11 protein-coding genes are annotated in these 13,097 nt (G+C 72.2%); 4 read left to right on the forward strand and 7 right to left on the reverse strand.

Features of this window, described 5'->3' with window-relative positions; translation table 11 throughout:
• Window positions 1-247: 247 nt before the first annotated feature.
• The 4 genes from IE182_RS29230 to IE182_RS29245 all read left to right on the forward strand — a co-directional run bounded on the left by IE182_RS29230 (window position 248) and on the right by IE182_RS29245 (window position 3,738).
• The gene (locus tag IE182_RS29230; protein WP_190112991.1) at window positions 248-1,078 is read left to right on the forward strand and encodes a class I SAM-dependent methyltransferase; all 831 of its coding nucleotides are present in this window, start codon (window positions 248-250) and stop codon (window positions 1,076-1,078) included.
• 229 nt (window positions 1,079-1,307) lie between these two features.
• On the forward strand, window positions 1,308-1,541 hold the full coding sequence (locus IE182_RS29235) for a metallothionein (RefSeq protein ID WP_190112992.1): 234 nt from the start codon (window positions 1,308-1,310) through the stop codon (window positions 1,539-1,541).
• 77 nt (window positions 1,542-1,618) lie between these two features.
• Window positions 1,619-2,290, forward strand: coding sequence for a TetR/AcrR family transcriptional regulator (locus tag IE182_RS29240; protein WP_190112993.1), 672 nt, complete (start codon window positions 1,619-1,621; stop codon window positions 2,288-2,290).
• A complete protein-coding gene (locus IE182_RS29245) occupies window positions 2,287-3,738 on the forward strand; it encodes an MFS transporter (RefSeq protein ID WP_190112994.1) in 1,452 nt (483 codons plus the stop codon). Before IE182_RS29240 ends, IE182_RS29245 begins: the two co-directional genes overlap by 4 nt.
• Here IE182_RS29245 and IE182_RS29250 read toward each other — a convergent pair.
• From IE182_RS29250 to IE182_RS29280, 7 genes are all read right to left on the reverse strand, one after another.
• Window positions 3,729-4,784: a bile acid:sodium symporter family protein gene (locus tag IE182_RS29250; RefSeq protein ID WP_190112995.1), complete on the reverse strand. Its 1,056-nt coding sequence runs from the start codon at window positions 4,782-4,784 to the stop codon at window positions 3,729-3,731. The genes IE182_RS29245 and IE182_RS29250 overlap by 10 nt on opposite strands.
• Window positions 4,785-4,933: 149 nt before the next feature.
• Complete coding sequence (locus tag IE182_RS29255) at window positions 4,934-5,788, reverse strand: isocitrate lyase/PEP mutase family protein (protein ID WP_190112996.1); 855 nt, start codon at window positions 5,786-5,788, stop codon at window positions 4,934-4,936.
• A gap of 742 nt (window positions 5,789-6,530) precedes the next feature.
• A complete protein-coding gene (locus IE182_RS29260; RefSeq protein WP_190112997.1) occupies window positions 6,531-8,180 on the reverse strand; it encodes an APC family permease in 1,650 nt (549 codons plus the stop codon).
• A 297-nt stretch (window positions 8,181-8,477) separates the two neighbouring features.
• The gene (locus IE182_RS29265) at window positions 8,478-9,797 is read right to left on the reverse strand and encodes an aldehyde dehydrogenase family protein (RefSeq protein ID WP_190112998.1); all 1,320 of its coding nucleotides are present in this window, start codon (window positions 9,795-9,797) and stop codon (window positions 8,478-8,480) included.
• 233 nt (window positions 9,798-10,030) lie between these two features.
• Window positions 10,031-11,098 carry a M4 family metallopeptidase gene (locus tag IE182_RS29270; RefSeq protein ID WP_190112999.1) on the reverse strand — a complete coding sequence of 356 codons (1,068 nt, stop codon included), beginning with the start codon at window positions 11,096-11,098 and terminating at the stop codon, window positions 10,031-10,033.
• A gap of 480 nt (window positions 11,099-11,578) precedes the next feature.
• Window positions 11,579-12,499 (reverse strand): MurR/RpiR family transcriptional regulator, encoded by a 921-nt coding sequence (locus IE182_RS29275; protein WP_190113000.1) that lies wholly within the window; start codon window positions 12,497-12,499, stop codon window positions 11,579-11,581.
• 126 nt (window positions 12,500-12,625) lie between these two features.
• Window positions 12,626-13,057, reverse strand: a complete 432-nt coding sequence (locus IE182_RS29280; protein WP_190113001.1) for a GNAT family N-acetyltransferase — start codon at window positions 13,055-13,057, stop codon at window positions 12,626-12,628.
• Window positions 13,058-13,097 lie beyond the last annotated feature (40 nt).

Genomic DNA, 13,097 nt, shown 5'->3' on the forward strand with positions numbered 1-13,097 from the left:
TGCGCGCGTCGCAGAACAGCACTACCTGCGCACGCGCCATCGCAGCTCGGTGACAATTTATCACCTCATCGTCACGGAGAGGTATTTCAGCGGTTGTGATCGCGCCATTCCTCTCGACGCTTTCCGGCCGGAGGCCGCGCGCCAACGCGCATGCATGGCCGGCGGAACGCCCCTTGTTGCAGAAACCGCAAGAACGTTTGCTCCTCACGACCGGCCGGGCGCATGGTCGTCGGCAGGAGGTTTTCCCATGAACGATTTCGACTGGGCCGCAATGGCCGACCTGCTGGAACGCGAAGGAGAGGCGCACGGCCCCTACGTGGAGCAGGCCCTCGAACAGCTCCGGCACCTCACCCCGCGGCGGATCCTGGACATCGGCAGCGGGCCCGGGGTCGCCGCCTGCCGGCTGGCGGCGGCGTTCCCGCTCGCCGAGGTCACCGCGGTCGACGGTGCTGCGGAGCTGCTGGCCCGCGCCGCGGAGCGGGCGGAGCGGCTCGGTGTCCGGCTGCGGACCGAGGCGGCCGAATTCCCCGAGGGGCTCGCCGGCCTGGAGCCGGCGGACCTGGTGTGGACGGGGCAGGTCGTGCACCACGTCGGCGATCAGCAGGACGCTCTGGACCGGCTCGCCGGACTCCTCGAACCGGGCGGCGTGCTGGCCGTCGTCGAGGGCGGCCTGCCGGCCCGTTGGCTGCCGCGCGACATCGGGTTCGGGCGCCCCGGCCTGCAGGACCGGCTGGCCGCGGCGACGGCCGAGCGGTTCAGCCGGATGCGTGCCGAGCTGCCCGGTTCGGTGGCGGTGGTCGAGGACTGGGCCGGCATGCTGCGCACCGCCGGGCTCACGGAGGTGCGCAGCAAGACCTTCCTCGTCGACCACCCCGCACCCCTGGCCCCGGACGTGCGGCAGTCGGTACGGCAGATGCTGCAACGGCAGCGCACGGTCCTCGGCGAACTGGACGCCGACGACCTGGCGACGATCGACCGGCTGCTCGATCCGGCCGACCCGGCGGGCATCGACCGGCGCCCGGACGTGTTCCTGCTGACTGCGAAGACCGTGCACTTCGGGCGCCGGCCCGCGGGCTGACGACGCACTGCACCCTGGCCGCCGACCGGCCCGCGGGGTCCCGCTCGTACGGGACCCGCCGGCCGGTGACCGGCTGCCAGCGCGTCCGGCCGGATGGGCGCAGGGGGCCGCGTTCCCCCGGGCGGCGCCGTGGCGCTGCCGTGCGGGAGAGCCGGCCGGGTGCATCCTGACGGTCTTAGCGCCGGACGGCGAGGAGTTCCGGCGGCGAACGAGCCAGGAGATGTGCCCCATGGCAGCGTGCGAGGTATGCGGGAACGACTACGACATGGCCTTCGAAGTGCGTGCCGCGGGAGCCGTGCACGTCTTCGACAGCTTCGAGTGCGCCGCCCACAAGCTGGCACCGATCTGTGACAACTGCGGCTGCCGCATCCTCGGTCACGGCCACGAGACCGACGGCATGTTCTTCTGCGGCGCCCACTGCGCCCGCGTGAAGGGCTACACGAACCTCGTCGACCACTCCTGACGCCCCGGCACCCCCCGCCCCGGGCTGCCGCACCTCGGGGGTAGACAGTGTCTACGCCGCGCTGGTAGACACTGTCCATGACACAAGAGACGTCCCTCCGCGAGCGGCTGGTCGACGCCGGAGTGGAGCTGGTGATGACCAGCGGCACCGCTTCGCTGGGGCTGCGCGAGATCGCCCGGCAGGCAGGGGTGTCGCACGGGGCGCCGCGCCGGTACTTCCCCACGCACCAGGCCCTGCTCTCCGCGATCGCCCGCCGAGGCTTCGCGGACCTCCAGGCCCGTTTCGCGGCCGCGACCGCCGGCACGACGTCGCCGCGCGGCCGGCTCCAGGCGCTCGGCAGGGCCTACCTCGGCTACGCCCTGGAGCACCGCGGCATGTTCGAGCTGATGTTCCGTCATGAGCTGCTCACCAGCGAGCAGGAGGAGCCGGGCCGGCCGCGGCTCCGGGAGTCGACGCTTCCGCTGTTCGCGCACATGGCCGGGCTCATTGCCACCCACCGGGCGGAGCAGGCCGCCACGGACCGGCCTGGCGCGCCGGAGGATTCCGTGCCGCCGGCGTCCGTCACGGCCGCCGCTCTCTGGTCCAACCTGCACGGCATCGCCCAGTTGTGGGCGTGGGGCAGCCTGCAACTGGTCCTCGGCTCCGCACCGCCGGCGGGCGGGCCGGCGGGCGGGACGCCGGACGGCGACCAGCTCGACCGGCTCGTCGCGGCGGCCCTGGACGCCCATCTCGGCCGGGGCGGCGCATGACCACGACCGTACGGCGCCGCCTCGCCCTCACGGCGAGCGTGGCCGGCGCGATGATCGTCGCGTTGGACGGCACGGTGTTGTCCGTGGCCCAGCCCAGCCTGCAGCACGACCTCGGCGCCGGCGTGGCGCAGGTCCAGTGGACCAGTACCGCCTACCTGCTCACGGTGGCCGCCTTTCTCGTCATCGCCGGGCGGCTGGGCGACCGTTACGGGCACCCGCGGATGCTGTGCATCGGCGTGCTCGGCTTCGGGGCCGCCTCGGCGGGCATCGCGCTCGCCCCCGGGGCGGGGTGGGTGATCGGCCTGCGTGCCGTGCAGGGGATCTTCGGTGCCCTGCTCCAGCCGGCGACGCTCGCCCTGCTGAGGCTGGCCTACCCCCCGGACCGGCTCGGCAGGGCGGTCGCCGTCCGGACCAGCGCGATCGGGGTGGCTGCGGCGGCCGGCCCGGTGCTCGGGGGCGTCCTGGTGGCGCACTTCGGCTGGCGGGCGGTGTTCGTGATCAACGTTCCGGTGGCGCTGGTGATCGCCGCGCTCACGCTCGCCGTCCGTGCGCCCGCACCGGCGCGGACCGTTTCCCAGCGGCTCGACGCCGTCGGCGCGGCCCTCCTCGCGACGGTGCTCGCAGCGCTGGTCCACACGCTGGCCGGGGTGCCCGCGCAGGGGTGGACGGGCCTGCCGACGCTGCTCGGATGCGCCGCCGTCGCGGGTGTGGCTGCGCTGCTCGTCGTGCACGAACGGCGCGCGGAGCACCCCATCGTGCCGCCCGTCGTGGCGCGTTCCGTTCCCGTGACGGCGTCCATGGCCCTTCTGCTGTGCACGAGCGGCGGGATGTTCGGGGCGCTGTTCGTGGCCACGTTCCTGCTGCAGGACGTCGTCGGGCTCGACCCGTTCACCACCGGCCTGTGGGTGCTGCCACTGACCGCGCTCATGGTGCTCGGCGCGCCCGTGGCGGCCGCCGCGCTGCGCCGGTTCGGGCCGCGTCCCACTGCGCTCGGCGGTACGGTTCTCATGGTCCTCGGCATCGCGGGCCTCTCGCGGCTCGGCCCGGGCAGCACGCCGGCGGTCACCGGCGTGGCCTTCGCCGTGCTCGGTGCGGGGTTCGCCACGGTGATGGTCACCGCGACGGGAACCGTCGTCGGTGAGGCGCCCGCCGGGTACGCGGGGGTCATCGGCGGGCTCAAGCAGACGGCGATGAACGTCGGCCCCACACTCGGCATCGCCGTCGCGGCCGGCCTGATGCTCCTGGCCCCCGCCGGCCCGGCCCCCGCCTCCGCCGCGGGGGCGACACCTGCGACCACGTTGCTGGTCCTGGCCGGACTCGCCGCCCTCGGCCTGCTGCCGGCGTCGTTGCTGCCCCGACGGCCGGGGGCCGCATCCGGTCGGCCGCCGCGCGACGGCGGGCTGCAGCCCGAGGTGACCGGCAGTGCCCCACGGGTTCATCACACCTGAGGAGACGTCTCGTGGGCCCGGTCCGGCGGCGGTGTCACCGCGGCCGGACCGTCGCCCGAGGCGGTGACGCGCGGCCGGCGACGGGCGAGGGCGGCGCAGGCGGTCAGCTGGATCGTGTGGTAGAGCATCAGAGGGAGGACGACCAGGCCGACGTCGTCCGCGGCGAACAGCACCGTGGCCATGGGCAGCCCGCCGGCCAGGCTCTTGGTGGAGGCGCAGAAGACGGCGGTGACCCGGTCCTTTGGGGTGTACCCCAGGAACCTGCCCATCCGGTCCGTGAGCATCAGGACCAGCGCCAGCAGGGCGCCGCACAGGGCGAGGAGGACCAGCAGCCTGCCCACCGGGACGCGCTCCCATATCCCGGCGTTCATGCCCTTGCCGAAGGCGGCGTAGACGACCAGCAGGATGGAGCCCCGGTCGCAGGCCGTGGTGAGGGTGCGGTGCCGTGTCACCCACCCGGCCGCCCAGGGGCGGGCGGCCTGCCCCAGCGCGAACGGGAGCAGCAACTGCACGGCGATGCCGGCCACGTGGCCCGCGGAGAAGTGCACGTCGCCCCTGCCGTCACCGTGCAGCAGCCAGGCCGCCAGGAGCGGTGTGAGGAACACTCCGAGCAGGCTGGAGAAGGAGGCGGAGCAGATGGCCGCCGCGACGTTGCCGCGTGCCATCGAGGTGAAGGCGACGGCGGACTGCACGGTCGACGGCAGCAGGCACAGGAACAGCACACCGGTGGCGAGTTCGGCGCCGAGCACGGCCGTGGGCAGTTGCCGGACCGCGAGCCCCAGCAGGGGGAAGACGGCGAAGGTGAAGAGCAGGATCGGCAGGTGCAGCCGCCAGTGCCGCAGGCCCGCGGCCGCGGCCTGCGGGGTGAGGCGCGCGCCGTAGAGGAAGAACAGCAGGCCGACCGCCACCTGGGTGGCGATGTCGACGGCGTGGGCGGGGCGCCCGCTCGCGGGCAGGGCGGCGGCCAGGCCGACGGTCGCGAACAGCGCCACGACGTACCCGTCGACGCGACGCAGCCGGGCGCGCGCAGCGCTGGTGCGGAGCATGAGGACGCGTTCCCTTCTGAGGAGCGGCAGGGGCTTCTCCCGGGGGTGCGGACGACGGTGGGCGGGCGTGCCGGACAGGCTCCGTCGGCATTCCGCCGCACCGGGGCCTGTCCGTTCCCCGTCCCGCCCGGTGTCGCCCTCCGCCTGCGTCAGCCGGCGGCTTCGCGCTCGTGGTGCCGGCTGATGTTCTTCTCCAGCAGGGCCAGCGACTCGGCGACTCCCACGCTGTCCGCGGTGTGCTGCGGCAGACGGCCGTCCGCGCTCTTCAGCTCCGTCAGGGCGCGGTCGATGGCGGTCTGGGCGGCGAACAGGCAGGGGGTGCTGTAGATGGCGACGTTCACGCCCAGTTCGCCCAGCTCGGTGAGCGAGAGCCGCGGCGACTTGCCGCCTGCGATCTGGTTGAACAGCAGCGGCTTGTCGCCGATGACCCTGCGCACCTTGGTGATCCATTCGACGCTGCGCACGCCGTCGACGAGGATCACGTCCGCGTCCGTCGCCGCCAGCGCCTTGGCGCGTCGCAGGATCTCGTCCTCCTCGGTCGCGTCGGTGCGGGCGACGACGACCAGGTCCCGGCGCGTCGCCAGGACCATGTTCAGCTTTTCGAGGTACTCCTCCAGCGGCAGGACCTGCTTGCCGTCGACGTGTCCGCAGCGGCGCGGGCGCTTCTGGTCCTCCAGGATGACGCCCGAGGCGCCGATGGCTTCGAGGTGCCGCACGACGTGGCAGGCGGTCTCGGGGTCGACGTAGCCGTCGTCGATGTCCACGAGCAGGTGCTGGCGCGGGAAGGCCAGGCGCAGTCGCTGGACGAAGGCGACGATGTCCGGCCAGGCGATGAAGCCGATGTCGGGTAATCCGTAGTGGGAGGCGGCGAATCCGAAGCCGGAGACGAACATGCCGTCGTAGTGCTGGGCGGACACGGAGGCGGAGAACATGTCGAAGACGCCGATCAGGGGCGTCGTTCCCGCGTCCTCGACGGCGGCACGTAGCCGTTGCGCGTGACTCATGGGTATCCTCCAGGGCACTGGTCTGCGGTGGGGTTGTCCTTGCCGACCTATCGCCTGCGAAGCTCGGTCGGCAGTCCTGTCCTGACATGCCGTGGGCCGGTGCGCCGGGGGCGGCTGCCCCGTTTCCGACGGGGCGGTGCGCTCCCGGACGTGCTCTTCTCTTCGCTCTGACGCCGCACCCCGGCATGCCGTTCCGAGGCAGAGGTACGCCTCACGGCCAGAGCGCTGCAGCATCACGTGCCGCTGCTCACTCACGGCCGATCATCTGGCTGGAGGTTACCAAGGGACGGTCACGCAAAAACTAAGCATTGGTAAAAGGCCCTGCGCAGCGGCACATTCGCGCCGCGCTCCGAGCGGCTTGAACTCGCGGGTCGCACGACGGACGACAGCTTCGCGCACGGGCGCATCACGTGCCGGGCGGCACGCCGGGGAGGCCGCCCACCTCCGGCGTTGCCGCGGCGCGTACCGTACAGCCGTTCTCGGTTCGTACACGCAGACGTACCGGACGGGCGGCGCGACACCGTACCCGTACCCGGACGCGGAAGGCTTGCTTCTATCGGTGGGCACGCGGGTGTTCGCGGTACGTCCGCGCCGGCTCCCTCCCGCAACGGCAGCGGCCCCGGCACGTCGTCCCCTCGGCTACGGCGAGGGGTGACGTGTCCGGGGCCGGTCGTCCGGTCGGTTCACCGTCCGGTCGGGCGGTCGTCCGGTCGGGCGGTCGTCCGGTCGGGCGGTCGTCCGTTCAGACGAGGGAGCCTGCGGGCTGCGGCTCGGGGGCCTCGACCGCGGGCTCGGGGGCCTCGTCGAGCACGGGGTCGGGGTCGGGGAGCCCCGCGCGGTGGGCCTGGACGCCGGCGCGTACCGCCCAGAAGTAGAAGGCCACGGCCGACAGACCGACCAGCGCCGTGTCGAGGCCGCCCGGGATCACTCCGTGCCCGCCGAACTCGGCGCTGCCGAGGGCGGACAGCAGTGCCGTCCACAGCAGGAATCCGACCATCCACCAGGCCGGTGCGAACTGCCGGCGCAGGCTCGTCTCGCCCCGGCGGCGCAGGACGGCGGCGGCGATGGGCACCGAGACCAGGGTGAGCAGGGCGACCTTGCCGGTGTTGGGCCACTTCGACCAGAACAGGGCGCAGGCCGCGAAGGCGAAGGTGACCGGGCAGAGCACCTTCGCGGCGGGCAGGCGGAAGGGGCGGGGCAGGTCCGGCTTGGTCTGCCGGAAGACGCCGACCGCGATGGGCCCCATGAGGTAGGAGACGACCATGGCGGCGGAGACGACGCTGGCCAGGGCCTCCCAGCTGTGGCCGATGGTGAGGAGCAGCAGGACGGAGAAGCCCAGGTTCAGCCACATGGCCGGGCGGGCGACGCCGTAGCGGGGGTGCACCTCGGCGATCTTCTTGGGGAAGAAGCCGGTCTCGGCGAGGTTCTGGGCCAGGTACGCGGAGGACGCCACGTTGCCGATGTTGGCGCCGTTCGGCGAGATGAAGGCGCCGAACTGGAGCATGGTGACGACCCAGTGCAGCATCAGCAGCTTGGCGAGGTCGGCGAAGGGCGACGCGAAGTTGACGCCGCTCCACCCGCCGGCCTCCGCGAGCCGCTCCGGCGGCACGGCGCCGAGGAAGGCCACCTGCAGGGCGAGGTAGATGAGCAGGCCGAGGGAGAGCGCGCCGACGAGGGCGCGGGGGATGGCGCGGCCGGGGTCCTTGGCGGCACCGCCGAGGTTGACGACGGCCTGGAAGCCGTTGAAGGCGAAGACGACGCCGGAGGCGGAGACCGCGGTGAGCACGGCCGACCAGCCGTTGGGGGCGAAGCCGCCGTGGTCGGTGAAGTTGCCGGTGTGGAAGCCGGAGGCGATGAGCGCGGCGACGGCGAGGACCGGGATCGCGAACTTGACCAGGGTCAGGAGGTTGTTGGCGCGCGCCAGCAGGGCGACCGACCAGTAGCAGGCCAGCCACAGCGCGCACGTCAGGAACAGGGCCGTTGCCAGGCCGGTGCCGGTGAGGCTGCCGTCGGACACCAGTCCGCGGGCCCAGCCGAAGCTCCACGAGGCCATGTACTGGGTGCCCGCGATGGCCTCGATCGGGATCAGGGAGGCGGTCGCGATCCACACCGCCCATCCGGTGATGAAGCCGAGCACCGGGCCGTGCGAGATGGAGCCGAACCTGGCCATGGCGCCCGGGAGCGGGTACGCGGCGCCCACCTCGGCGTACGACATGGCGATCATGCCGATGAAGACGGCGCCGATCACCCAGGCGACCAGGGAGGCGGGGCCGGCGACCTGTGCCGCCTGCCCGGCCCCGAAGAGCCAGCCGGAGCCGAAGATGGACCCCAGCCCGATCATGATCAGGGCGAAGAGACTGAGGCCCTTTCGATTGGCCGCGCTCATGTCCACGATGTGCTTTCCGTTCTGCCGGGAGACAAAGACTGGAAGCCGCCACCTGCCGGGCTGAGCGAAGAGCAACCGCCTGCACTGCACACCGGCACCAGCCTCTTCGGCTTTGCCGGAACGGCCACCGGGAGCGGACACCGGGCATGGCCGAGGATGCAAGAGCGACGCCGGACATAGTACGACAACCTGCAGAAATGGCTGAAATCGCACCTGCCGCCGCGCCCGTGGGCGCCGGGCTGCCGTACCGGCTCGAAGATCTCTTCACCCTACAACGATGCGCGGGCCGCTCCGGCCGCGGCATCAGCCCAGCGGCTTGTCGAGCACCGCCTTGCGGTGGCTGAACGTCTCGATCGAGTAGCGCCCGTGGTAGTTGCCCATGCCGCTCTCGCCGACGCCGCCGAACGGCAGGTCGGGGACCGTGAGGTGGGCCAGCGGCAGGCCGAACCCGAGGCCGCCGGAGGAGGTTTCGGACGCCAGGCGCCGCCGGGTGGTGTCGGAGCCGGTGAAGGCGTAGAGCGCCAGCGGCTTCTCCCGGTCGTTGATGAAGGCGATGGCCTCGTCCAGGTCGCGGACCGTGACGATGGGCAGGACGGGACCGAAGATCTCCTCCTGCATGACGGGCGCCCCCGGATCGACGTCGGCGAGAACGGTCGGGGCGATGTACTTCGTGGCGCGGTCGCTGCCGCCGCCGGTCACCGGGCGCCCGGAGCCGAGCAGGGCCGCCAGCCGGTCGAAGTGACGCTCGTTGACGATCCGCCCGTAGGACTCGGACGCGGCCGGGTCGGATCCGTATAGCGCTTCGACGGCGCGTATCAGCGCGGGTTCCAGGGCGCGGGCGGTCTCCGGGTCGGTGAGCACGTAGTCGGGCGCCACGCAGGTCTGGCCGGCGTTGAGGAACTTTCCGGCCGCCAGCCGCTCCGCGACGGCGGCCGGGTCGGTGTCGCGGTCGACGAAGACGGGCGACTTGCCGCCCAGCTCAAGGGTCACCGGGGTGAGGTGCCGGGCGGCGGCGGTCATGACGATGCGGCCGACCGTGCCGTTGCCCGTGTAGAAGATGTGGTCGAAGCGCTCGGCGAGCAGGGCGGTGGTCTCGGGGACGCCGCCCTCCACGACGGCCACGGCGTCGTTGTCGAGGTAGCGGGGCAGGAGGCCGGCGAGCGCGGCCGAGGTGGCCGGGGCCAGCTCGCTGGGCTTGGCGACGACTGCGTTGCCGGCGGCCAGGGCTCCCACCATCGGGGCGAGCAGCAGCTGCGCCGGGTAGTTCCAGGGTGCGATGACGAGGACGACGCCCAGCGGGTCGTACTGGGCCCAGGCCGTGGCCTCGCCGAGGTGGGGCGGGACGGGGGCCGGTTCGGGGCGCAGCCAGGCATCGAGGTGGTCGAGGGTGTGATCGATCTCGCGGAGGGTGAAGTCGATCTCGGTGCGGAACGCTTCGTACGCGCTCTTGCCCAGGTCCTCGTGGAGGGCGGCGACGAGGGCCGCGTCGTTCTCGGTGAGCATCGCGCGCAGCCGGCGCAGCTGTGCGGTGCGCCAGGCGGTGGGCTTGGTGCGGCCGGTTCGGAAGGTGGCGCGCAGGCGGGCGACGACGTCGGCGGGCTGCTCGGAGGTGGGGTGGGGCATGGTCCCTCGATTGCGGTGCGGTGCGGACGGCGATTACTTGATGGCCTCAAGCAACTGGTTCGATGTAAATACCAACAGTTAAAAATGTCAAGTAACTGCCCCGACCGCTGCCCGCCCACGAGAAAGCGGCCCCGCCGGAATCCGGCAGGACCGCACGCATGACCCCTTGCCGGCCGCTCGGCCGGTCAGACGGTCAGCCGGTCAGCCGGTCAGCCGGTCAGCCGGTCAGCCGGTCAGAGGATCCCCACCGCCCGGAAGGCCGAGCGCACCACCTGGACGCCGTTCCGGTGGGTGACCACCTTGTCGCGGACGAGGATCCGCGCCTGGGCGCTGATCACGGTGGCCGCGTCCGGGAAGGTGGCGGTGGGCCAGAGGTTCATCAGGCCCTGGAACCAGATCAGACCGGCCTCGTCGGCGCCGATCTCCGAGGCCGTGAGGTAGAAGGCCCGGTTCGGGATGCCGCTGTTGCGGTGGACGCCCTGGTTGTCCAGCGGGCCCGCGTAGTAGTCCTGCATGTGCGCGGGCTGCGGGTCCCTGCCCATGACGGGGTTGTCGTAGGCGGTGCCGGGGTGGGCCATCGAGCGCAGCGCCTCCCCGTACAGACCAGGCGCCATGATCTCGTCGCCGATCAGCCAGTTGGCGCTCTGTGCGGTCAGCCCTTGGGAGTGCTGGTCGGCCAGGCTGCCGAAGACGTCGGCGAAGTGCTCGTTCAGCGCCCCGGACTGGCCGCTGTACTCCAGGTTGGCGGTGTGCTCCACCACCCCGTGGGCTAGTTCGTGGCCCATCACCTCGCGGGACTGGCTGAAGTCGGTGAAGATCTCCCCGTCCCCGGTCCCGAGGACGATGTGGGAGCCGTCCCAGAAGGCGTTGTCGAAGTTCTCGCCGTAATTCACATAGGCGTTGATGTCCATGCCGAGGCCGTCCAGGCTGTTCCGCCGGAGGACCTTGCTGTAGTAGTCCAGCACCGCCCCGACGCTGTCGTACGCCGCGTCCGCGCTCTCGGGCTTGCCGACAGGAGGGTCGCCCTCTCCCCTGACCTTCCGGGCGGCGTCGAAGTCGACGCCCCGGTCGCAGTCGAAGATCACACGCCCTGCCTTGCCCTCCTCTGCGGCGGTGAGGGCGACGAGGTCGACGACCGAGCGCCTCCGCTGGTCGCGGAGCTGCTTACTGGCCGCCGCGGTCAAGGTGGCCGGGTGGGGCTTCGCGTCGCTCACCGCGGTGACCTTGGCGATGTGATCGAGAATGTGCGGCGGGACGAAGAGGCACCTGCAGGGGCTCCTGTTCCCGATCCTGATCGACATGATCCGCATCCCTTCTGTGCTGCCTGCACTGCCCCGAGGGACCCCTCTACCAGCTCAACACCGCTGCGCCACCCGGGACAGGCGGGCAGCGGGGGTACACGGCGGGCAGGGAGCCGCACCCCTCTCGACCAGCGCGGACGCGGAGAGGAAGGCGAGGACGTTAGGCCGAACGGGTGAGGCGATCGGGACCGGCACAGAAGAAGGCTGCGGCCCCGGCCCAGGGGCCGGCCGGGGCCGAACGGAGCGTCCGAGGGGAGCGGACCACCCGTACGGGCACACCGCGCGGGTCGACGAGGAGGCCGTCACCCCGGCGCTGTGCCATGTGCAGTAAATATATTTACCGCCGAGTACGCAAGGGTATGAAAAATTTCATGCAGATCCCGGGGCTGAAAACGTCCCGTTCGGGGCGGGTGCCGGACGGGTGCGAGGGCGGTGGGTGAGGACGGTGGGTGAGGACGGTGGATGAGGACGGTCCCGCCGTCAGTCGAGGAAGAAGGCGTGCTGCTCCGCCGCCTGCTCGTACTTCTCCAGGCGCAGCTGGGTGCGCTCGGGGTCCGCGTCGGCCATGGCCTGGAGGATCGCCGCGGAGAGCACCCCGGGTGCCGCGTAGGAGTCGAAGACGAGACGGGAGCCGGTCCCGGCCGTGAACGCCACGTCGGCCTCGTCCACGAGCGGCCCCAGCGTGACGTCGGTGATCAGGGCGACGCGCAGCCCCGTACTGCGGGCGGCCCGGATGGCGGCCAGCGTCTCGTTGGCGTGCCGCGGCATCGCGAACGCCAGCACCCACGTGCCACCCGCCTCCCGTGCCTGGAGCAGCGCGTCGTAGGCCACGGTGCCCCCGCGGGAGACGAGGCGGACGTCGGGGTGGATGCGCTTCGCCGCGTAGGCGACGTACTCGGCCAGCGAGACGGAGATGCGCAGGCCCAGGATCGTCAGCGGGACGGACCGGGCGAGCTCGCGGCCGAGTTCGAGGACCCGGTCGGTGTCCGCGAACACCCGGCGCAGGCTCTCCAGGTTGGCGATCTCGGCGTCGACGGCCGCCTGCAGCTCGTTGCTGCGGTCCCCCTCCCCCGCCCCCGGGGAGCCGGCCACCGCGCTCAGGGCGATGGGCTGCAGCGCCTCGCGGAGTGCGGGGTAGCCGGTGAAACCGAGGGAGGTCGCGAAACGGGTCACGGAGGGCTGGCTCACCCCGACGCGCTCGGCGAGGTCCGTGATCGACAGGAACGCGGCCTCGGTGAGGTGGTCGGTGATGTACTGCGCGATGCGCCGTTGCGCGGGGGACAGCCGGTGGCCGCCGAACAACGCGCGGACCTTGTCCGCGGGGGCCGGCTCCGTCTCCGGAGAGCGCCTTCCCGGAGTGATCGCAGACGCCTGCGCACGTGCCCGCTGCCCTGATCGCACCGGTGGGCCTCCTTCTCGCCTTTCCCGCTCAACATAGCTCACCGGCCAGGGCGGCCAGGGCGGCCAGGGCGGCCAGGGCGGCCAGGGGCGAACGTCCCTGGCCGGGGGCGGCGGCTCTCGCAGGGGTCAGCCGAGCTCCTTCTGGAAGTGGAAGGCGGCGATGGCCATCCGCTCGCGCAGGTAGAAGCGGTGGGCGTCCGTGCGGTGCGTGGCGGAGTCGAGGGTGAAGAGGTGGCAGCCGGTTTCGCGCGCGTGCTCCTGCAGGTACGTCAGGAGGTGGCGGCCGACGCCGGTCGAGCGCGCGTCGGAGGCGGTGACGAGATCGTCGACGTACAGCGAGCGCACGGTGCTGGTGTTGACGACTATGCGCCAGCCCGCCGCACCCACGCACCGGCCGTCGTCGTCGTACGCGGCCGTGAAGCGCAGGCCCAGGCCGTGCCCCTCGTCGTAGATCTCACGGAACAGGTCCTCCGTGAGGTGCGGGCGCAGCTCGCGCAGGACGGGCAGGAGGTCGGACAGGAGCCGTGTGTCGCCGGGTGCCAAGTCGATGATCTTCATGCGGGGCACTCTAGGGTGTGTCCCGCCTTTTCGCTGTGAC

Source organism: Streptomyces cinnamoneus (assembly GCF_014650495.1).
Taxonomy (GTDB): Bacteria; Actinomycetota; Actinomycetes; order Streptomycetales; family Streptomycetaceae; genus Streptomyces; species Streptomyces cinnamoneus.

What these genes read in the sequence shown, in the direction of transcription:
- IE182_RS29230 (WP_190112991.1), top strand. Translation starts at nt 248, where the DNA reads ATGAACGATTTCGACTGGGCCGCAATGGCCGACCTGCTGGAACGCGAA.
- IE182_RS29235 (WP_190112992.1), top strand. Translation starts at nt 1,308, where the DNA reads ATGGCAGCGTGCGAGGTATGCGGGAACGACTACGACATGGCCTTCGAA.
- IE182_RS29240 (WP_190112993.1), top strand. Translation starts at nt 1,619, where the DNA reads ATGACACAAGAGACGTCCCTCCGCGAGCGGCTGGTCGACGCCGGAGTG.
- IE182_RS29245 (WP_190112994.1), top strand. Translation starts at nt 2,287, where the DNA reads ATGACCACGACCGTACGGCGCCGCCTCGCCCTCACGGCGAGCGTGGCC.
- IE182_RS29250 (WP_190112995.1), bottom strand. Translation starts at nt 4,784, where the DNA reads ATGCTCCGCACCAGCGCTGCGCGCGCCCGGCTGCGTCGCGTCGACGGG.
- IE182_RS29255 (WP_190112996.1), bottom strand. Translation starts at nt 5,788, where the DNA reads ATGAGTCACGCGCAACGGCTACGTGCCGCCGTCGAGGACGCGGGAACG.
- IE182_RS29265 (WP_190112998.1), bottom strand. Translation starts at nt 9,797, where the DNA reads ATGCCCCACCCCACCTCCGAGCAGCCCGCCGACGTCGTCGCCCGCCTG.
- IE182_RS29270 (WP_190112999.1), bottom strand. Translation starts at nt 11,098, where the DNA reads ATGTCGATCAGGATCGGGAACAGGAGCCCCTGCAGGTGCCTCTTCGTC.
- IE182_RS29280 (WP_190113001.1), bottom strand. Translation starts at nt 13,057, where the DNA reads ATGAAGATCATCGACTTGGCACCCGGCGACACACGGCTCCTGTCCGAC.